Below are 20,644 nucleotides of genomic sequence, written 5' to 3' on the forward strand. Positions count from 1 at the left end.
CGCCGATTGGCACTAGAACGACCACTGACGTAGGCTTATACGTCGGTGTGCCCACCAGTGCACCAGAATCCGGTAGACGACATCCGGGGAATCGTGGAGGACCGTAACCAGCATGGCAAAGAAAGACGGAGCCATCGAGGTCGAGGGCCGAGTTGTCGAGCCGTTGCCGAACGCAATGTTCCGCGTCGAGCTCGAGAACGGACACAAGGTCCTCGCGCACATCAGTGGGAAGATGCGGCAGCACTACATCCGCATTCTCCCCGAGGACCGGGTGGTCGTCGAGCTGTCACCGTACGACCTCACCCGCGGTCGGATCGTCTACCGCTACAAGTAAAGCGCTCAACTCCCTGAACCAGCCGCCTCTGAAGTACCTGGTCGAGGCGGGTACCACACCCCTGGATGCGGAGGCCAGGGCCCCGGACGGATGCTCATCGTGAGATGACCATGCGGCATCGGGGACGGTCGGGGAGCAGACCTACCGCACGACGAAAGAGAAACGCCACATGGCACGTCTTGCCGGCGTTGATCTCCCACGTGACAAGCGTATGGAGATCGCGCTCACCTACATTTTCGGCATCGGTCGCACGCGGGCCGTCGAGATCCTCGAGCGGACCGGGGTCAGCCCGGACCTGCGCACCAAGGACCTCACCGACGAGCAGCTGACCGTCCTTCGTGACGACATCGAAGGCAACTACAAGGTCGAGGGTGACCTCCGCCGTGAGATCCAGGGCGATATCCGCCGGAAGATCGAGATCGGCAGTTACCAGGGCATCCGCCACCGCCGGGGTCTCCCCGTCCGCGGTCAGCGGACCAAGACCAACGCCCGCTCCCGCAAGGGCCCGAAGAAGACCGTCGCCGGAAAGAAGAAGTAATGCCCCCCAAGTCACGCGCTGCGGGCCCCAAGAAGACGGGCCGTCGCAGGGAGAAGAAGAACGTCGCTCACGGCCAGGCCCACATCAAGAGCACGTTCAACAACACGATCGTCTCGATCACGGATCCGTCCGGCGCCGTTCTGGCCTGGGCGTCCTCGGGCCACGTCGGTTTCAAGGGCTCGCGCAAGTCGACGCCCTTCGCCGCCCAGCTCGCCGCCGAGAACGCGGCCCGCAAGGCGCAGGAGCACGGCATGAAGAAGGTCGACGTGTTCGTCAAGGGCCCGGGTTCGGGTCGTGAGACCGCCATCCGTTCGCTCCAGGCCGCCGGCCTCGAGGTCGGCACGATCTCCGATGTCACCCCCCAGCCCCACAACGGCTGTCGTCCGCCCAAGCGGCGTCGAGTCTGAGCCGGAAGGAACGTAGAGAACCATGGCACGTTACACCGGCCCCGTCACCCGCAAGTCCCGCCGTCTGGGCGTGGACCTCGTCGGTGGGGACACCGCATTCGAACGTCGGCCCTTCCCGCCCGGCCACCACGGCCGCGCGCGGATCAAGGAGTCCGAGTACCGCACCCAGCTGCAGGAGAAGCAGAAGGCCCGCTTCACCTACGGCGTGATGGAGAAGCAGTTCCGTCGCTACTACGAGGAGGCCAACCGCCGGGGCGGTAAGACCGGCGAGAACCTCCTCCAGATCCTGGAATCGCGTCTGGACAACGTCGTGTACCGCGCGGGTCTCGCGCAGACGCGTCGCCAGGCACGCCAGCTCGTGAGCCACGGTCACTTCCGGGTCAACGACCAGAAGGTGACCATCCCGAGCTACCGGGTGTCGCAGTACGACATCATCGACGTCCGTCCCAAGTCCACCAAGATGGACTGGTACGAGATCGCCACCGAGATGCTCGGCGAGCGTCCCGTCCCGGCGTGGCTGCAGGTCGTCCCCACGACGCTCCGCATCCTCGTGCACCAGCTTCCCGAGCGCGCGCAGATCGATGTGCCGCTGCAGGAGCAGTTGATCGTCGAGCTCTACTCGAAGTGATCTGTCCTCCCCCGTCGCCGGGCGGGCCGCACATCGCGGCCCGCCCGGCGACGGTGGGTTACTACGGCGTCAAATAGCGGACGCCGAGAATCGAAAGAGGTAGCACATGCTCATCTCCCAGCGGCCCACCCTCACCGAGGAGGTCGTCTCCGAGAACCGCTCACGGTTCGTGCTCGAGCCCCTCGAGCCCGGTTTCGGCTACACCATCGGCAACTCCCTGCGTCGCACGCTGCTGTCGTCCATCCCGGGCGCGGCCGTGACCAGCATCCGCATCGAGGGTGTCCTGCACGAGTTCACCACCGTGCCGGGCGTCAAGGAGGATGTCACCGACATCATCCTGAACCTCAAGGGCCTGGTCGTCTCGTCCGTCGAGGACGAGCCGGTCACCATGTACCTCAAGAAGCAGGGCCCGGGAGCCGTCACCGCCGGTGACATCGTCCCGCCGTCCGGCGTCGAGGTGCACAACCCGGACCTGCACATCGCCACTCTCAACGAGAAGGGCCGTCTGGAGATCGAGCTGGTCGTCGAGCGCGGTCGTGGCTACGTCCCCGCGGGGCTCAACAAGGACGCGGGACACGAGATCGGCCGCATCCCGGTCGACTCGATCTACTCGCCCGTCCTCAAGGTCACCTACAAGGTCGAGGCCACCCGTGTGCACCAGCGCACGGACTTCGACCGCCTGGTCCTGGACGTCGAGACCAAGAACTCGATGACCGCCCGTGACGCCCTGGCGTCCGCGGGCAAGACGCTGGTCGAGCTCTTCGGCCTGGCACGTGAGCTCAACGACGAGGCCGAGGGCATCGAGATCGGGCCCAGCCCGGCCGAGGCCGATCACATCGCCGCCTACGGCATGCCGATCGACGACCTGGACCTGTCGGTCCGGTCCTACAACTGCCTCAAGCGCGAGGGTGTCCACACCGTGGGCGAGCTCGTGGCGCGCAGCGAGTCGGACCTGCTCGACATCCGCAACTTCGGTCAGAAGTCGATCGACGAGGTCAAGGTCAAGCTCGTCGAGCTCGGCCTGTCGCTCAAGGATGCGCCCCCCGGGTTCGATCCCGCCTCGGTCGCCGGCTACGACGCCGAGACCGGGACGTGGACCGACGAGGGCGGCGAGGATTACGCCGAGACCGAGCAGCTCTGACGAGCTCTCAGCACACCATTCCTAGGAGAATCTGATGCCCAAGCCCAAGAAGGGCGCCCGCCTCGGCGGATCCCCGGCCCACCAGCGGCTCATCCTGTCGAACCTGGCCACCCAGCTGTTCGAGCACGATGCGATCCGTACCACGGAGACCAAGGCGAAGCTGCTTCGTCCGTACGCGGAGAAGCTCATCACCAAGGCGCGCCGCGGCACGCTGGCCGACCGTCGTGAGGCCGCCAAGCTCGTCCGCAACAAGGACGTCCTGCACAAGCTGTTCGCCGAGATCGGCCCCCGGGTCGCCGACCGCGACGGTGGCTACACCCGGATCGTCAAGCTCGAGAACCGCAAGGGCGACAACGCGCCCATGGCGATGATCGCGCTCGTCACCGAGCCGCTGGCGTCCGCCGAGGCCACGCGCGCCACCCGCGCCGCCGCCTCCAAGAAGTCGGCCGACACCTCGGCCACGGAGTCCACCGACGACGAGACCACCGATGAGGTGACCGCCGAGGCCGAGGCCAACAGCCCGATCGCCGATCAGGTGGAGGCCGCCGACGACGCCGACGTGGACACCGCCGAGGAGACCGCCGACGCGGTGTCCGAGGACACCACCCACGCCACCAGCGAGGACACCGACAAGGCCTGAGTCGCGTCAGGCCCGATCCGTCACGGATCCGGTGTGAGGGCCCCGCCCACCGCGTCACGCGGTCGGCGGGGCCCTCGTCGTCGTCCCGTCGTCGTCCCGGCGGTCCCCGTCAGAGAACCGCGCCCACGGCCTCGGCCATCGCCCGGTGCCCCGCCGCGGTCGGGTGCATGGGATGCGACCCCGTCTCCTCGCCGGTGAAGTCGGTGTAGCGCTCCGTGGCCGGCGTGCAGGCGTGGCGTTCGGCGGCGTCCGCGGGCTGGACCACGTCCGCGCCCGCCCGTGCGGCGGCGTCAGAGACGATCATGTTGATCCGCTCTGTCACGTGCCGTGTCCAGGTGACGTCGCCCGGACTCATCCCGGAGACGAACTCGCAGCCGCCGTCGTCCGGGACCAGCGGGAGGTAGGCGGTGGTGACGATCCGCGCGTCGGGGGAGCGGTCGCGGATGCCGTCGTACACGCCGTCCAGCCGGGCGCCGAGGGCGTCGAGCTGGTCGGTCACGTCCACCTCGAGTCGGTCGCGGCACGGTGCCCCGGTCTCCGCCCGCGGGGTCTGGAGGATGCACCCGACCATCGCGCCGAACCCGATGTCGTTGCCGCCGATCGACAGGGTCACCAGGTCCGTGTCCGGGGTCAGGGCGTCGAACTGGGCAGGTGCCCCGGCGAGCTGGGGCCCGGTCATGTGGGTGGTCTCCGCGCCGCCACACGTGACGTCGACGAGCTCACCCACGTCCTCGCGCTCGGCGAGCAGCGACGCGTAGTTCGCCGTGGAGCGGAGGCATCGCGCGGGCCCGCTCGTGGGGGCGTCGGTCGGACCCAGGGCGGCGAACGAGTCGCCCAGGGCCACGTAGCGGGCGTAGGTCGGGCCGGCGTCGGGAGCGAGGCCGGTGGCGGCGGTGAGGGGTCCGGCCTGCGGGTCCTCGTCGTCGTCGCCCGAGGTGCACGCCCCCAGGGTGGACGCGGCGGCGAGCGCGGTGGCGGCGAGGACGGCGATCCGGCGAGACGTCATGTCCCCATCCTGGCCGAGCCGGGACCGGGGCGTCAGACGTCCACCCCGGTCCGGCGCAGGATCCGCAGGGCGGCGACCGTGATCCACGGGTTCGGTTCGCGGGGAGGCGGGTACTCCACGTGGGTGACCCCGGGGTAACCGCGCGCACCGCACCAGCGGCCGTCCCAGCGTCGCCGCCGGAGGATGTCGAGGCCCTCGGCGAGTCTGCCGTCGCCCACCACACCGGCGTCGGTGACGGCGTCGAGGCCGCGCAGGACGTCGTACCGCCACCGTGCGGGGTGATGAAGGCGGGTGAACTCCGGGCGGATCACCTGGCCGGTCCGGTGGCTCCGGAACAGGCGGTGGACGAGGAGGAACTCGACGGCTCCCGCCCGCGCCCCGGCGACCTCGTCGGAGCGATGCGTATGCCCGGCCGCGAGGTAAGCGGTGAACCCCTCGATGACGCACGTGGTGGTGTGCACGGAGGAATGCGTGGCCCCCGACCGCGTGCTCCGACAGTTGAACCCGCCGTCCGGCATCCGCTCGACGAGGATCGCGTCGACCACGCCGGCCAGCAGAGGGGTGTCCGCCCCGAAGTGGCTGCAGTAGGTCAGCGCCATGCCGTTGATGCACACGTCGCTGTGGGGGGAGGACAGGCCGGCGTTCAGGCCGCCGTCGTCACAGCGCGGCGCCTCCAGGACCATCCGCGCGGACCCGGCCGCGCGGGGCTCACGAGGGTCCAGGCCCAGCCACGCGAGCTCGAGCAACGAGTAGTGGGTGCTGGTCCACTTCGGCTGGTAGAAGCCCGACCCCCAGTGCCCGTCCGAGCGCCGCACGTCGAGGATCGCCGCGCCCACCCCGGAACCGGCGATGGCGGACCGCAGCACGGGGTCGTCGTCGCCCTCGAGATCGCGGGCGGCGAGGTACGCGGTCGACGGGTCGGCCGAGCGCAGCCACGGCAGCACGTCGGGGTGGGCGGTCATGGCGTCGGGAGGGCGCGCTGGATCCGTCGGAGGGTCTTCTGCCCCCACACGTAGTGACTCGAGGTGGCCGAGACGAAGTAGGCGCCGAGCGTCGTGCTCCCGGTCCAGGCGTAGCGGCCGCGGGTGAAGAGCTCGTTCTCGGAATGCGACGCGATCACCCCGAGGCCCCGGGCGTGGCTGCCCGCGAGGAGGTCGACGGCGTCGGCGTATGACGTGCCCAGGTAGCGCTCGCGGATCTCGGCGTTGATCGCCGGCGTCTCGCGCCAGGTGTGACCCTCACCGGGGATCTGGGGCCTGCCGCCGGCCTCACCGGCCTCCGCCCAGCCCAGCGCGAGGAGCTGCCAGGCGTGGATCTGGGTGAGGACGTCGCGCGGGTGCCGGGAGGTGTCCTCGATATCCGCCTCCCAGGTGAGGTCGGCCACCACCGCGGGGTCGAACCGGCCGAGCGCGAGGCGCAGCCGCTCGATCTCGCGGGCGGCCGCCTCGAGGAGTGCGGACCTGGTGGTCGGGCGCGGCATGACCCGAGCCTGCCACGGCCCGGGCCGGTGGGCTAGCGTCGACGGTCATGATCACCCCGTCGGAGTTCGCGTCCGACACGCCCACCCGCCGGATCCGCCTCGACGTGGCCTACGACGGCACCGACTTCTCCGGGTGGGCCCGCCAACCCGGCCTGCGGACGGTGTGCGGCGTCCTGGAGGAGAAGCTCGGGACGGTGCTGCGGAACCCCGTGACCCTCACCGTCGCCGGACGCACCGACGCCGGGGTCCACGCCCGGGCCCAGGTCTGCCACCTCGACGTGGAGCCGGCCTGGCTGGACCAGCGGTCGTTCGACGGGCGTCCCGAGGCGCTCGTGCGGAGACTCGCCCGGCTCCTGCCCGCCGACATCGCGGTGATGGACGCCCGCTGGGTCCCGGGGGAGTTCGACGCCCGCTTCTCCGCGCTGCGCCGGCACTACGAGTACCGGCTCACCACCGCGCCGTGGGGTCCCGAGCCCACCCGCGCCCGCGACACCGCGCCCTGGACGCGACCGGCGGACCTGGACGCGGTGCGTCAGGCCTCCTCGAGACTGGTGGGGCTCCACGACTTCGCGGCGTTCTGTCGTCGTCGGGAGGGGGCCACCACGATCCGCGAGCTCCAGCGCTTCGACTGGCGCGCCGAGCCGGATCCGCGCGGGCCGGACGCGCCCGGGGCGGCCGAGGTGTGGACGGCGTCGGTGAGCGCCGACGCGTTCTGCTGGTCCATGGTGCGCAGCCTCGTGGGCGCGGTGATGGCCGTGGGGGAGGGCCGGCGGGACCAGGAGTGGATCGCCGGGCTGCTGCTCGAGACGCAGCGGGCGTCGTCGGTGCCCGTGGCCCCGGCGTGCGGGCTCTCGCTGGTCGGGGTGGACTACCCGGCGGAGGCGGACCTGGCGGCCCGGAACCTCACCACCCGTGAGGTGCGCCCCGGGCCGGACCGTGGTCCGGGCGCCGGCCCGGGGTCCGGCCCGGGGTCCGGGTCGGGGTGCTGCGGGGGCTAGGAGGCTATCCGCTCGCGGCGTCGAAGATCGGTGACAGCGCGAACAGCATGACCATCGACCACACCACGTGGGTGACGATGGGGCCCAGGACCCCCCCGGTGCACCGCCGCTGCACCGCGGTGACCAGCCCCAGCACGACGGCCGCGACCACCAGCAGGGGGATGCCGGCGGCGGCGGTGACCACGCCGTAGATCGCGGTGGTCACCAGGATCGGGTGGATGCGCGAGGTGGCCGAGTACACCGCGCCGCGGTGGAAGCACTCCTCGGCGGCGCCGTTGACCGCGGTGAGCAGGGCCACCAGGGCCAGGTTGCCGACCGTGGCGTGGGCGAGCAGGGCGGACACCGGCTCGCGGAGCGGTTCGATGCGGGCCACCACGACCGCTCCAACGCAGAACACCACGGCCAGTGCGGTGGCGGCGAGGATCGAGGACAGGATCGGCCGGCCCGGTCGGTACGGCTCGCACCCCACCCGGATCGGGCCCGAGGCGAAGGCCCCCACCAGCCAGACCGCCGCGAGGAGGGCCGTGGCGGGATAGAACATCGAGTCGCCTGCCGGGATGCGCAGCGCCCAGGCGCTGATCGCCGTTCCCAGGACGAGGGTGATGACGACGACGACGAGGCGGCGGCGCGTCGGGGGCACCGGCGCGGTCTCCATCTCGCCGGTGCGGAAGGCGTGCCGGTAGCGGCCGAACAGAGTGTCGGGCACGGCCTCAGGCATGGGATCGGGTCCGCCCGCGTTCATCGCGGTCCATGTCCGTCACCTCGTGCGGGCGTGCCACACGGCGGGCGGGCGGACCCCGGCCCAGGCGGCGTCGCTGGGCAGCAGCCGCGCGGGGTCGCCGAGCGGGTCGGCAGCGGCCCACAGGGCGGGACGGGCGGGGCCGTGCGGCACGCGCAGGGCCTCGCGGAGGGCCTGGCGGTAGCTCGTGCGGCCGCCGGGCGGGGGGCCCAGCACCTCGTCGGCGTCGTCGACCAGGACGATCGCCTCGCAGCGCAGCGACTCCACCAGCGGCCGGGCCAGGGCGGGCTCGAGCGGGGTGACCAGGCCCATCCACAGCGAGGACAGCTTGGGCGTGAGCACGGGGACGGGGACCATGAGCCGGCGGTGCAGCCCGGCCTCCTCGGCGTAGATCTGCATCATCTGCCCGTAGGTCAACACGTCCGGCGCGCCCACGTCGATCACGCGCCCGTCGGCCAGGTCCCCGTCGAGCGGAACCGTGGTGGCGGCCGCGAGGTAGTGGACCACGTCCCGCACGGCGATCGGCTGGATGCGGTTGGAGACCCATTTCGGGGTGACCATCCCCGGGAGCCGGGTGGTCAGGTGCCGGATCATCTCGAACGAGGCGGACCCGGAGCCGATCACCACCCCGGCCTGGATCACCAGCGCGGGCACGGACGAGGCCAGCATGATCCGTCCCACCTCAACGCGCGAGCGTAGGTGGGTCGACAGGTCGATCTCGTCCTCCGGGTGCAGCCCGGACAGGTGCACGATGCGGCCCACCCCGGCGGCCTCGACTGCGCGGACGAACGCCTCGGTGGTCTCGCGCTCCTCCTTCTCGAAGTCAGTCGAGTGGCCCATGGAGTGGACGAGGTGGCACGCCACGTCGATGCCGGCGAGGGCGGCCGACAGTGCGGCCTCGTCTCCCAGCCCGCCCTCGTGGATGGTGACCTGGTCCCGCCACGGCACATCGTCGAGACGCGCGGGCGTGCGCGCCAGGACCGAGACCTCGGCGCCGTCGGCGAGCAGTCGGGGGACGAGACGGGAGCCGACGTACCCGGTGGCGCCGATGACGAGGACGCGCGGGCCGGTCGGGGCGTCGGGGGATCCGTGGGGGTTGGTCATACCCGAGACTCTTCCAGTGCGGACGCCGATGCGCACCCGTTGACGGGGGACAGGACCGGCCCGGGGGCCCGGCCGGGGTGAGTCGTTCCGCGCACGAGTGGCGGCTTATCCGGATACTGGAGTGAGACCAGCCAGACGGACCGTGACGGGCGGAGGGAGAACAGATGGCGATCGGCGCGGCACGACCCCGACAACTCTCCAGATCGATGGACCTGTCCGGCGTCCGCATCGAGACCGCCAGGCTCCGCTCGGACCGGGCCGTCACCACCTTCTGGCGGTGGTGGACCGAGGGCGGGTGCCGCCGGACGACCGCCGCGCTCGAGTCGGGTGACGCCCGCCGCGTGGTCCCGGAGATCACCTCGCTCATCGAGGCGATCGACCCCGGGTTGTCGTGGGAGTTCGTCCCCGGGTCTCACGGCGCGCCGCACCGCCTGACCGTCACCGCGGCCGGGGTACCCGAGCTCCGCAGGGCGGCGCGCCGGTGGCTCGCTCAGGCCCCGCCCGCCGACGCCGACTGGTCGTACGCGGACCTGCGCGACCCGGTCTCCGGGTGCGCCATGCACTTCCGCGACCGACGCCTGGGCTTCGACGAGGCGGAGGTGGTGGTGGACTGCGGCCTCTCCCGGGCCGACGTGACCGTGCACCACCCCGGGTTCGCCGGACTCAAGGGATCCGACGCCGGGATCGCCGCCTACCTGCTGCTCGACGCCATGTGCGGGGAGGCCGCGGTGGAGACGTGGGTGGGCATGATCCGCTCCAACGCCACGGCCCCGGGGGACGACGCGGTGTCACTCGACGCGCTGCCCGGGATCCTGCGGGAGATCGAGCGGGACAACACGGACGAGGACGGGGAACCCGCCTGGCAGATCCTGCACGGCGACACCTCCCGGGGCCCGATGGTGGCCGTGGTGCGCGTGCCCCTGGTGGCGCTCTCGGCCCCGGAGTTCGACCGGCACGTCGCCGTCCACGTGCCCTATACGGATGTCGAGGACGGCGGTCTGCCGGGATCGGCCTCCCTGCCCGGGCTGCGGGACTTCGAGGACCACCTGGTCGACCGCCTGGAGGGCACCGGCGAGTGCGTGGGCGCCGAGAGCTGCAACGGCCGCCGGCTCCTGCACTTCTACGTGGACTCCGCGACCCCCGCGCACGAGCAGCTGCGCGTGGCCGCCTCCGGCTGGGAACAGGGCGAGGTGACCCTGACGGTCACCGACGATCCGGGCTGGCGGAAGGTGCAACACCTGCGGGTGTGAGGTCGGCAGGTCCTGGGACCGGACCCACGAACGCGTCCTCTCCGGGGCCGGTCACGACCGACACCTGCCGGGCGGGTCCGGAACGCGGTTCGATGGAGATCCAGCCCGGAATCCTGCCATCGAGTACCAGCTCGGGCGGATTCCCGGTCGTCGCACGCCCGGGGCCGGGGGCGTCCCAGTCGGCATCCACGCGGATCACGGTCGGCGGTGTCACGTCGGGGCCACCGGGACCGGCGAGCGCGTCGATCCGCCCCTCGCTCAGGGGGCCGTCGACGTCCCAGAACACCGCGTCCACGGGGGCGCCGGCGTCCGAGGCATCGGGGTCGACAATCCGGTATCTGGTCTCGTCGCCGATCGCCAGCAGCGGTCTCCAGCGGTCCGGGACGTCGGTGACCACCGCCACCCGGTACCCGGCGGCGACCGCGCGGAAGGCCACCTGTCGACAGACGGCCGGACCGGCCGCGAGGAGTACCGAGCGCAGGTGAGGCCCCGCCAGCTGGACCGCGGCCGCGTTCCCGGTCCGGGTCGCCCCGAGGATCTGACCGCAACCGTGGGCGGGCGGGGCGAGGTCGTCGAGTTGATCGAGGCGCCGTCGGACCGTGGAGCCGGCGAGCGTCTCGGGTAGGGACTCACCCGGGACGGGCAGCACGCGCGGGGACGGCAACAGATGACACGATCCCGCGGACTGGGGGAGCGAGTCCACGGTGAGCCCCGCGAGACCCACGGTCGAGATCGAGTCGACGACGTCGCGGCGGCCCGGCACCCGGCGGAGTCGGAGCACCTCGGTGATGTCTGACGCGGGTACAGAGGTGAGGGCGTCCACGACCTCACGCGGGTCCTCACCGGGGCGGACCACCAACCCCACTCCGTCGGTGGGATCGGCCTCGGCCTCGAGGTATCGCTCCGCCAGCTCGGTGGCGTCGAGCACGCGGCACGGAACCCCGTGATGGACCAGGGATCGGCGGAGTCGTTCGGTGGCCACCGCGATGACCCGTTGCGGCGAACCCCGCCCCGCCTCCGCCGGCGCGCTCAGCGCGAGTTCGGACAGGTCGAATCGGAGGAGCAGGTGGACGCGCCGGTGGGAGACCAGAGCCAACGGACCCACGAGCGAGCAGTACACCTCGCCGTCTGGGCCCGTCGCCGCACGTCGCCCGTGAACCACCACATCGATCCCCTCGAGCAGCACCCCACCCTGGTCGAGTTGCCGCGCGACCGCGCCCAGCGGAAGCCGGACGCCGAGGAAATCCGCCGGGTCGTCGCACCCGACCTCGGTGGTCTCCAGAGCGCCGGCTGAGACCTCGACACCGGTGGTCACCACCTGGTGACCGCCGACGCACCCGACCAAGGAGAACTCGGGCGAGACCAGATCGACGACGTCGACGTCTGACCGGCGTGGGCGCGGTCCGCCTCCGAGCAGATATCGGCCCCGGTGACGGATGGTGGCGGCGCAGGCGACCAGTGAGGCGGCGGCGAACTGGACCCAGGGCTGCCAGGGCGGCGGGCAGATCACCGCGAGCACCCCCGAGGTCAGGAGGACGGTCAGGAGGATGAGAAGGGTGCGAGGGGCAGCCGTCACACGTCCTCCTGGCCTGGTCGGGGGCGCGCGAGGCCGCCCGGGAAGCCCGGCCATCCGGCCGGGACAGTGGCGTACCCTACCCCCGGAACCCGCCGTCGCGGGGCGTCACATCCGTGGGAAGGAGCCCGTTCGTGCCGCTGAAGCCGACGACCAGGGCGCAGGTCGACGGGCACCGTTTCCTGTCCCGGCGGGCCCGACACGCGGTGGCCGTCCGCGACGTCCGGATGCTCCACGATCCACTCAGGCGACAGTCGACGGGACTCATGCTGGGTGCGGTCGCCGCCGTCCTCGGTTGCGTCGGTGCGGCGGTCCTGGCCCTCCTCGATCCGACGCCCGATGTCGATCGCGCCGTGGTGATGGTGGGCCGGGACTCCGGCCAGATGTATGTCCGCGCCGGCGACACCGTCCACCCGGTGTTCAACCTCGCGTCCGCCCGTCTGGTGACGGGTCAGCCCGCCGACCCCACCACTGTGCGGGACTCGGACATCGCCCAGACGCGTCGCGGAGGACTGATCGGGATCCCCGGAGCGCCGTCCGCGCTGCCGGCACCGCGCGACGAGGACGGGGCCGCGGCGGTCTCGTGGACCGTGTGCGACGAGATCGCCGACGTCGATCGCGGTCGCCCCCGGATCGTCTCGACGAGTGTCGTCGCCCGTGACGGGGCGGCGGGACCCGGGCGTGACACCACCGGCGACGAGATCGTCCTGGCCGACCAGGACGGCTGGGGCTGGCTGCTGCGGGACGGGACCCGCTCGAGAATCGACTTGTCGGACGGCGACCTGCTGGCGATCCTCGGACTGGGCGGCGTCGAGCCGCGGCCGGTCACCGCGGCGTTGATCGACCCGCTGCCGGAGGTCGATCCGGTGGTGCGACCGGAGATCGATCTGGCAGGCAGGCCGGTGGACTACGGTCTCGACTCATTGCGGATCGGGCAGGTGTTCACGGTGGACACCGCCTCGGGCAGGGAGACCTACGTCGCCCTGGCAGATGGTGTCCAGGAGGTCGGTCCGGTGGTGGCCGACGTCATCCGTTCGACGACGACGGTGGGTGCGGTCGTGTCCGTGGATCCCGACCGGATGGGCGTCCCGCGCTCGGTGGCGCTGAACGTGGATGCCTTCCCAGCGGATCGTCCCTCGGTCCTCTCGACCGGTGACTCCCCGGTGCTGTGCGTTCGCGATGCGGGCAGGGAGGGGTCAGTGGGCCGGCGGGTGACCGTTGTCGCCGGCGCTCCGGCTCCGTCGGCCGCACAGGCGCGTCCGGTGGCCGGCGCGGACGGGGGCGGGCCGGCGATCGACGTGCTCGGCGTACCCGGTGGAGGCCTTCTGGTGACCGCGGTCGGACGAGGCACGTCAACCCGCGGTGCGGTGACGACGATCGTCGCCGATACGGGCGTGCGCTTCGACATCCCCGACCCGGAGACCGCAGCGGTCCTCGGTGTCGGTGGGACCCCGGTGCCGGTCGACGGTGCGATCATCGACCGGCTCCCCGCAGGACCCAGGCTGGACCGTGACTCCGCCCTCGTCGTCCGGGATGGCCACGATCTCCACACCGTCGCGGACGAGGCCACGGCTCCGGTGCGATGACCCCGCGGGGATGCCGGACCACGGTCGGAACGTCCGGGTGCCGGCCCGCCGGGCGGTGCCCGTCAGTTCTCTGTCGGTGTCCACGTTGTGGGTGTCTCGCGGTGGCGGAGGCCGCGGGGTCGAACCAGAGCGACGACGACGAGGACGAGACCCCCGACGGTGAGTGAACCGGCCGCGACGGCCGCTCCGGTGCCCGCGCCGACCGGACCCGTGTCCGCCGTGGGCGCCGCGATGGTGATGGAGGCGGGTCCGGGGCGGCCGGACCGACGCACCCCGGTGACCGCGGCGACCGGGTCCACCACCCCGTGGCCCACCGCGAAGTCGTGCCCGCCGGCCGCGGGGATCGCGGTGTTCTCGATGCGCGCGATCACCTGTCGGGCGGTGAGCCCCGGGTACGCCTGTCGGACGAGCGCGGCGGTGCCGGCGACGTACGGTGCGGCGAAGCTCGTCCCGCTGATGGCGGTCCGCGCGCCGTCCCCGTCCACCACCAGGTCCGACACCCCTGCGCCGTCGGCACCGACCGATCGCAGGCCCACCGCGGGGGCGGCCACGTCGACCCACGGTCCCCTGAGCGAGAAGTCCGCTGCGGATCCGTCCGGACCGACGCCGCCCACGGCCAGCACGTGATCGTCGTACCAGGCGGGCACCGCCACGGTGACGACGTCGTCCCATCCGTCGTCCCCGGGAGCGGCGGGATCGGGGTGGTCGGGGTTCTGGTCCCCACAGGTCTGACCGACGTTGCCCGCAGCCGCCACCAGCACGACGTCGTGGTCGACCGCGGCATAGCGGACCGCTCCACCGAGCGTGTCGTCGGCCAGCGCGGTACCGGCGGGAACGCAGGCCACCTCCGAGATGTTGATCACGCCGGCACCCGCGTCCACCGCCGCGCGGATCGCCCTCGCCAGGGAGGAGAGTGTGCCGACCCCGGATCCGACCGAGGTGACGTCGGATGAGCGTGCGGTCGACCTCAGGACACTGCTCGACTGCCGGATCGTGACGATCTCGACGCCCGGCGCCACACCGGAATGGCCCGAGTCGTCCTCGCTCGCGGCCAGCACCCCGGCCACCAGAGTGCCGTGCGCATCGCAGTCCTCCGTGCCGTCCCGGCCGGGGACGACGTCGCCGGCCCCACGAACACGTGGCAGACGGGGACCGGGGTTGACACCGGTGTCGATCACGGCCACCACCTGCCCCTCCCCCCGCCCGTGGATCCACGCCGCACTGAGATCGTCAACCGTCGCAGAGGCGGGCGGGGCGGACGGGTCGAGAACTGCAGCCGTGGTGCGACAGGGGCCGTCACGCCGCAATCCCGATTCGGCTGAACCGGGATCGATAGGGCCGACCTCCGGGACGGGACCGTCGATGGAGGGCCGCTCGAGCGCGGCCGCCACCTGACCATCGACAGAGTGCGCGGTCAGGATCGCCACGGTGGCCGCGAGGGGTACCAGCAGGCCCGACCTCATCGCTGACGGACGGTCGAGTAGACGTCCATCGCGCCCACGGCGAGCGGTACGAGCACGCATATACCGATCACCTCGATCGTCCCCACGGCGCGCAGCACGGCAGGGGAGAGTTCGACATGGGGGAGTGCCGTCGCCGCGACGACGACCGCTGCGGCCAGGGCGGCGGCCGCGGGGATCACCATCCCGACCGGCGACGGATGGGTGACGGCCGCCCCGAGCAGCAGGCCGGACGCCAGCGTCAGGGCCGATGCCAGCAGCACCGTCGTGTGCACCCGGTCGGCGTACCCGAGGCCCCGGAGGACCAACGTCAGGATCACGACCAGTGCCAGGGGAGCGGACCACCGGGTGGACGCGGGACCACCGGTCAGCGCCACGAGTGCCCCGGCCGTGCAGATCGCGCCCCCTGCGGCCAACAGGCCGGTGAGCCACGAACGTGAGGTGAGAAAGCGGTGCCTCAGGACCGCCGGTGTGGGTAGAGGTCCATGCGACCGTCGGTCATCGGCATGCCGCGCGCGCAGGTCGTGATCGACCTCGCCCAGATCCCCGGCCTCGACGTCCTCGCCCGGCGCCGGAACCGGGGGGATCGGGATCCGGGCCGCCGAGATCGACACGCCGGGTGCGGCGGTGAGCAGCAGCAGGCCTGTGAGGACGGCTCCGGCTCCGACGGCGTGCACGGGAACGGTGGTGTACGCGACGATCATGGCGGTGATCGCGCCCACCGCCGACACGAGGGCCAGAGCCAGGTAACCCGCCGCGAGACCGTACGACCGATCGTGGCCCGTCCGGAACACGGTGCACCGCAGCACACCGGCGAGGACCGCCCCGGCGGTGAGGCCACCCATCAGGTTCCCCGCTCCGCCGGGGGCCGCGCCGACCGTCCCCGCCGCGAGGACGGTGAACCCGTACGTGGACGCCCCCGCCACGGCGTGTGCGGAGACGGGGGCGGCGGTCCGGCGGAGTGCGAGGACCCCCGCGAGGCCGAGAGCGGCCAGTAGGGCGGCCACGAGAGGGGGCACGATCCCCCCGAGGTTCCACCACTGGCCGACGAGTGCGGCGACGGCGGCCACCACGGCCACCGCAGTCGTCGCGGTGGCCGTGTCGACGGCGTCGCGGCGACTCCAGACGGAGGAGCGCGCCACGTCCGGATCGGTGAGCCCCTGCAGCACGTCGTCGAACAGCGGCGCCGGAGTGGGCACGGGTCGGTGGTCCAGCACGAGGATCTCTCCGTCGTGCACACGTTGTTGCGCGAGTGTCTCGGAGACGGCCAGTGGTCCACCCGCCAACCTCGACAGCTGCCATGACCCGCTCGCGTGCCCACCCATCCGGGCGTCGACGTCCACACTCGAGGCGGGCCCCGCGGCCGCCCGGATCCGATCGCGGACCAGGTCCACGATCTCGGGGATCACGGCGACGAGCTCGAGATGGGCCGGCAGACTCAGATCCACTCGTGTCGTTCGGCAGACGATCGACACCCGACGCTGGTCGAGCGGCTCGACGCCCGAGGCGACGCCCCCGGGCTCGTCCCGCCCCGTCACGCCCTGTCCTCCCACTCGTCCCTGCCCACCCGGTCGCCGGCGGTGCCACCCTGGTCGGTTGACGTCCCCGTCACGACGTGCACTGCCCTAACATCGCGCTTCGACACGGCGACCATTGTCGACGGCGGGATGCTCCCGTGGGGGCCCCTCCTCCGGTTTCGGACGAGGAACGGGTCGTCGGGGACCGGGCGGCAGGAACTGGACGAGGAGGCGGGCGCGGATGGGCGACGTGGTCTTCACCCGCGGCGAGCGGCTCGAGGCCCCGGAGGTGTCGACCGGTGAGCTCACCCTCCAGGCCCCTCCGGGACTGCCCCGGCCGACTCCCAGGCCACTGGTGCAGATCGTTCTCCCCGTCGTCCTCGTCGTCGCCGTGGTCGGGATGGTCGTGGTGATGATGCGTACGGGGATGATGCGCAACCCGATGTTCATGCTCTTCCCCGTGATGATGGCCGTCTCCGCTGTCGGAATGCTCGCCGGCAGCCTGTCCGGTGGCAACAAGACCGGTGAGACCGACGAACTGCGGAAGGACTACCTCCGCTACCTGGGTCAGACCCGGGAGACCGTCCACGAGACCGTGGTCGCGCAGCGGGCGGCCGCACTGTGGCGACACCCCGACCCGGTGGAGCTGCCCGCGCTGGTCGGAACGCCACGGATGTGGGAGCGGGAGGAGGGCGACGCGGAGTACCTCACAGTACGACTGGGCCCCGGGCGGCAGTCCCTGGCGACCCGGTTGTCCGCCCCCGACACCGGTCCGGTCGACGATCTGGAGCCCGTCTCGGTCGTGAGCATGAGGCGCTTCGTGAGAGTCCACTCGGTGGTGGACGACCTGCCTGTGGCGCTGGAGTTGCGGGCGTTCGCCGCGGTCTCCCTGGACGGTGATGTGGACGTGGCGAGATCTGCGGTCAGAGCGGCACTGGCAGGACTCGTCGTCTCCCACGGTCCCGACCGGGTCCGCGTGGCGGTCGCCGCGAGCGAGGGGAACGCCCGCCGGGCCTGGGAATGGCTCAAGTGGCTCCCTCACCACGAACACCCGACGTACACGGACGGCGGCGGACGGGTGCGACTCACCGAGTTCTCACTCGCCGGGGTCGAGTCGATGCTCTCCGAGGACATCGCGGTGCGGCCCGCTTTCGGGACGAACGCGAGGGACGGTCGGGAGGTGCCTCATCTCGTCGTCATCGTGGATGGCGTGGGAGTCACCGGCGCCGAGCGTCTGGTGGCCGAGGACGGACTGGACGGCGTGACCGTTCTCGAGGTCTCCGGCAGTCGCGCCGGGCAGCTGCGCGACCTCGCGACCCGTCTCGGGTTGTGTATCCGGCTCGACGACGACGGCAGGGCGTCGGTACACACCGAATCGGGGGAGGAGGACATCGCGAGGGCCGATTCCATGAGCCTTCCGGAAGCGGAGCGGCTCGCCATGGCACTCGCCCGCTACCGACCCGCCGACACCGTGACACACGCCGACGGCTCCACTTCCACCAGGCGGGTCCCCGGTCTGCCCGACCTGCTGGGGATCGGGATGGCCACCCGCGTCGACCCGGCGGTGGCGTGGCGACGTCGCGGCGAACGCGACCGCCTGCGCGTCCCGGTGGGGGTGAGCCCGGATGGAGCCCCCGTGGAGCTGGACCTCAAGGAGGCCGCGCACGGCGGAATGGGCCCGCACGGCCTGTGTGTCGGCGCGACAGGGTCCGGGAAGTCCGAGTTCCTGCGCACCCTCGTCCTGGGTCTGGTCGCCACGCACGACCCGGACGCGCTCAACCTGGTGCTGGTGGACTTCAAGGGCGGGGCCACGTTCCTCGGACTCGAGTCGCTGTCCCACGTGTCAGCCGTGATCACCAACCTCCAGTCCGAGATCACCATGGTCGACCGGATGCGGGATGCGCTCGAGGGCGAACTGAACCGGCGACAGGAGGTGCTCCGCGCCGCGGGCAACTACGCGGGTGTGGGCGACTACGAGGCGGCGCGGGCGAGGGGAGCGCAGCTCGATCCCCTGCCGGCACTGGTGATCGTCGTCGACGAGTTCTCCGAGCTGTTGTCCTCCAAGCCGGAGTTCGCGGAACTGTTCCTCACCATCGGGCGTCTCGGGCGCAGTCTGCACATCCATCTGCTGTTGGCGTCTCAACGGCTCGAGGAGGGACGATTGCGCGGTCTCGACAGTCACCTGTCCTACCGGATCGCCCTCAAGACGTTCTCCGCGACCGAGTCCCGCACCGTCCTGGGTGTGACCGACGCCTATCACCTGCCCGCCACGCCGGGCGCGGGCTTTCTGAAGGTCGATTCCGGCGAGCCGGTGCGATTCGACGCCGCCTACGTCTCGGGGCCCCATCGAGAGGATCGTCGACGTGACGGCTCCTCTGTCGCCGTCCCGGTCGCCCGCGCCACAGTGCGTCCGTTCACGTCCTGGTACATGCCGGTGGCCGCTCCCGCCCCATCGGCGGCCGCCGTCCGACGCGACGCGCCAGTCCCCGACGACCGGGATGAGGAGACGAGTCTGCTGGACGTCCTCGTCGGTCGGCTCGCCGGTCACGGAAGACCCGCACACGAGGTCTGGCTCCCGCCTCTGGGGGCCGGCGCAGCCCTGGACACGGCGGTCGGAACAGAACCGACGGTGTCCAGCGACGAGAGCCCGCCGAGCCTGCGCTTCCCGATCGCCGAGGTCGACCTGCCGTTCGAACAGCGTCGAGCCTCCTGGGTCGTGGACCTCTCCGGGGCGGACGGCAACGTCGCGGTGGTGGGCGGGACGAGGTCGGGCAAGTCGACCACCCTGTGCACCCTGGTGCTGGCCGCCGCGGCGACCACCGGACCCGACCGGCTCTCGGTATACGTCGTGGACCTCGGTGGCGGGCTTCTCCAGTCGGTCGCCGAGCTCCCCCATGTCGGTGGTGTCGCCAGGCGCGGCGAGGACGAGAAGATCCGTCGAACGGTCGCGGAGGTTGGCGTCGAACTCAAGCGCCGGGAGGCGGCGTTCCGCGACGAGGGAGTGACGTCCGTCGACCACGCCCGCCGCCGGCTGATCGGGCGCGACGGTCGGTCGATCGCCGAGTATCCCGAGATCCTCTTGGTGATCGATGGCTGGCAGGCGTTCCGGACCGAGGTCGAGGACCTGGAACAGCTCGTGGTGGGGCTCGCCGCGGACGGCCTGTCCTACGGCGTCCACGTCGTCCTGTCCGCAGCCCGCTGGGCCGACCTCCGGCCGGCGCTGCGGGACGCGCTCGGTACCCGTGTCGAACTCCGGCTGGGTGATCCCACGGATTCGATGATCGACCGCCGGGCGGCGATGACCGTCCCCGCCTCTCCCGGCCGGGGGTTGACCCGCGAACGCCACCACATGCTCGTCTACCAACCCCGGCTCGACGGACTCGTCGACCCGGATGGCATCGCCGACGCCACCGTCTCGGCCTCCCGGCACCTGGCGCAGCGGTGGCGGGCCCTGGTGGGCCCCGTCAACGCGGCGCCGGTCAGAATGCTCCCGGAGGTCCTGCCGTACGCCCAACTCGCGGGTCTGGCGCGCCCGGGTCCGGACGGCACACGGACGCGGGTGCCTCTCGGTGTGGACGAATCCGACCTCAAGGTCGTCTACGCGGACCTCGAGGCGGACCCGCTGATGCTGGTGCTCGGCGATTCGGAATGCGGCAAGACCTCTGTTCTCCGGGCCGTCACCCGGGGGCTGGTCGCCGGCAACAGCCCACAGGCGGCGAAGGTCATCGTGGTGGACTACCGCCGCACCATGCTGGGCGAGATCGAGGGCGATCATCTCGCGGGATACGCCGCCACCGAGACGGCGCTGGTGCCGATGGTCGATCACCTGGTCCAGATCCTCGAGGGCCGGATGCCCGGCGTCGGGATCACGCCGGAGCAACTACGCGCCCGCTCGTGGTGGAACGGTCCGCGAATCCACCTGATCGTCGACGACCTCGACCTCGTCATCACCGGTGCGGGGAACCCGCTGTCCGCGCTGACCCGATTCCTCCCGCACGCCCGCGACATCGGGTTCTCCGTGGTTCTCGCGCGGAGGACCGCGGGTTCCTCGCGCGCGCTGTACGACGGTCTCGTGGGAGGGATCCGGGACCTGGGCGGCGCCGGCCTCATCATGTCCGGGAGCCGCGAGGAGGGCCCCCTTCTCGGAGGAGTACGTCCCACCCACCTGCCGGCGGGTCGGGGCAGGCTCGTCACCCGCAACGGGGGCGTCCGACTGGTGCAGACCGCACTCGCGGAACCGTGA

At 71.8% G+C, this 20,644-nt stretch carries 18 protein-coding genes; 10 read left to right on the forward strand and 8 right to left on the reverse strand.

Annotated elements, in window-relative coordinates:
- Positions 1–112 precede the first annotated feature (112 nt).
- The 6 genes from infA (at position 113) to rplQ (ending at position 3,688) form a co-directional block, all read left to right on the forward strand.
- Positions 113–334, forward strand: a complete 222-nt coding sequence (infA, locus tag ABD250_RS03705; RefSeq protein WP_010541191.1) for a translation initiation factor IF-1 — start codon at positions 113–115, stop codon at positions 332–334.
- Between the two features lie 169 nt (positions 335–503).
- Positions 504–872, forward strand: coding sequence for a 30S ribosomal protein S13 (gene rpsM / locus ABD250_RS03710; protein ID WP_179525910.1), 369 nt, complete (start codon positions 504–506; stop codon positions 870–872).
- The gene (rpsK, locus tag ABD250_RS03715) at positions 872–1,279 is read left to right on the forward strand and encodes a 30S ribosomal protein S11 (protein ID WP_017838216.1); all 408 of its coding nucleotides are present in this window, start codon (positions 872–874) and stop codon (positions 1,277–1,279) included. The genes rpsM and rpsK overlap by 1 nt, the downstream gene beginning before the upstream one ends.
- Before the next feature lie 22 nt (positions 1,280–1,301).
- Positions 1,302–1,907 (forward strand): 30S ribosomal protein S4, encoded by a 606-nt coding sequence (rpsD, locus tag ABD250_RS03720; protein ID WP_179525909.1) that lies wholly within the window; start codon positions 1,302–1,304, stop codon positions 1,905–1,907.
- Between the two features lie 106 nt (positions 1,908–2,013).
- Positions 2,014–3,048 (forward strand): DNA-directed RNA polymerase subunit alpha, encoded by a 1,035-nt coding sequence (locus tag ABD250_RS03725; protein ID WP_067716627.1) that lies wholly within the window; start codon positions 2,014–2,016, stop codon positions 3,046–3,048.
- Positions 3,049–3,082: 34 nt separating this feature from the next.
- Positions 3,083–3,688, forward strand: a complete 606-nt coding sequence (gene rplQ / locus ABD250_RS03730; RefSeq protein WP_179525908.1) for a 50S ribosomal protein L17 — start codon at positions 3,083–3,085, stop codon at positions 3,686–3,688.
- 109 nt (positions 3,689–3,797) lie between these two features.
- On the opposite strand, the gene ABD250_RS03735 is transcribed toward rplQ, so the two are convergent.
- Genes ABD250_RS03735 through ABD250_RS03745 form a run of 3 tightly spaced genes read right to left on the reverse strand, consistent with a single transcriptional unit; the run spans position 3,798 to position 6,174 of the window.
- Positions 3,798–4,694, reverse strand: a complete 897-nt coding sequence (locus tag ABD250_RS03735; protein ID WP_179525907.1) for an SGNH/GDSL hydrolase family protein — start codon at positions 4,692–4,694, stop codon at positions 3,798–3,800.
- A gap of 32 nt (positions 4,695–4,726) precedes the next feature.
- Positions 4,727–5,656 (reverse strand): hypothetical protein, encoded by a 930-nt coding sequence (locus tag ABD250_RS03740; protein WP_179525906.1) that lies wholly within the window; start codon positions 5,654–5,656, stop codon positions 4,727–4,729.
- A complete protein-coding gene (locus ABD250_RS03745) occupies positions 5,653–6,174 on the reverse strand; it encodes a ClbS/DfsB family four-helix bundle protein (protein ID WP_179525905.1) in 522 nt (173 codons plus the stop codon). Before ABD250_RS03745 ends, ABD250_RS03740 begins: the two co-directional genes overlap by 4 nt.
- Before the next feature lie 47 nt (positions 6,175–6,221).
- Between ABD250_RS03745 and truA the strand changes: the two genes are divergently transcribed.
- On the forward strand, positions 6,222–7,172 hold the full coding sequence (gene truA, locus ABD250_RS03750; RefSeq protein ID WP_304816400.1) for a tRNA pseudouridine(38-40) synthase TruA: 951 nt from the start codon (positions 6,222–6,224) through the stop codon (positions 7,170–7,172).
- A gap of 4 nt (positions 7,173–7,176) precedes the next feature.
- Here truA and ABD250_RS03755 read toward each other — a convergent pair whose 3' ends face one another.
- Together ABD250_RS03755 and ABD250_RS03760 are read right to left on the reverse strand one after the other, a co-directional pair.
- Positions 7,177–7,890, reverse strand: a complete 714-nt coding sequence (locus ABD250_RS03755) for a CPBP family glutamic-type intramembrane protease (RefSeq protein ID WP_259847693.1) — start codon at positions 7,888–7,890, stop codon at positions 7,177–7,179.
- A gap of 39 nt (positions 7,891–7,929) precedes the next feature.
- Complete coding sequence (locus tag ABD250_RS03760; RefSeq protein WP_344390696.1) at positions 7,930–9,015, reverse strand: NAD(P)H-binding protein; 1,086 nt, start codon at positions 9,013–9,015, stop codon at positions 7,930–7,932.
- Between the two features lie 164 nt (positions 9,016–9,179).
- Between ABD250_RS03760 and ABD250_RS03765 the strand changes: the two genes are divergently transcribed.
- Complete coding sequence (locus tag ABD250_RS03765; protein ID WP_182609880.1) at positions 9,180–10,265, forward strand: DUF695 domain-containing protein; 1,086 nt, start codon at positions 9,180–9,182, stop codon at positions 10,263–10,265.
- Here ABD250_RS03765 and ABD250_RS03770 read toward each other — a convergent pair.
- On the reverse strand, positions 10,219–11,841 hold the full coding sequence (locus ABD250_RS03770; RefSeq protein WP_338404161.1) for a type VII secretion protein EccE: 1,623 nt from the start codon (positions 11,839–11,841) through the stop codon (positions 10,219–10,221). The genes ABD250_RS03765 and ABD250_RS03770 overlap by 47 nt on opposite strands.
- Before the next feature lie 131 nt (positions 11,842–11,972).
- Between ABD250_RS03770 and eccB the strand changes: the two genes are divergently transcribed.
- The gene (gene eccB, locus ABD250_RS03775; protein WP_182658395.1) at positions 11,973–13,424 is read left to right on the forward strand and encodes a type VII secretion protein EccB; all 1,452 of its coding nucleotides are present in this window, start codon (positions 11,973–11,975) and stop codon (positions 13,422–13,424) included.
- Positions 13,425–13,486: 62 nt separating this feature from the next.
- Here eccB and mycP read toward each other — a convergent pair whose 3' ends face one another.
- Positions 13,487–14,887 carry a type VII secretion-associated serine protease mycosin gene (gene mycP, locus ABD250_RS03780; RefSeq protein WP_344390700.1) on the reverse strand — a complete coding sequence of 467 codons (1,401 nt, stop codon included), beginning with the start codon at positions 14,885–14,887 and terminating at the stop codon, positions 13,487–13,489.
- The gene (eccD, locus tag ABD250_RS03785) at positions 14,884–16,422 is read right to left on the reverse strand and encodes a type VII secretion integral membrane protein EccD (RefSeq protein WP_182616043.1); all 1,539 of its coding nucleotides are present in this window, start codon (positions 16,420–16,422) and stop codon (positions 14,884–14,886) included. The genes mycP and eccD overlap by 4 nt, the downstream gene beginning before the upstream one ends.
- Positions 16,423–16,642: 220 nt before the next feature.
- Here eccD and eccCa point away from each other — a divergent pair, with 220 nt between their 5' ends.
- Positions 16,643–20,644, forward strand: coding sequence for a type VII secretion protein EccCa (gene eccCa, locus ABD250_RS03790; protein ID WP_182657683.1), 4,002 nt, complete (start codon positions 16,643–16,645; stop codon positions 20,642–20,644).

It is taken from the genome of Dietzia cercidiphylli (genome assembly GCF_039531545.1).
In the GTDB taxonomy this organism is placed as follows: domain Bacteria; phylum Actinomycetota; class Actinomycetes; order Mycobacteriales; family Mycobacteriaceae; genus Dietzia; species Dietzia natronolimnaea.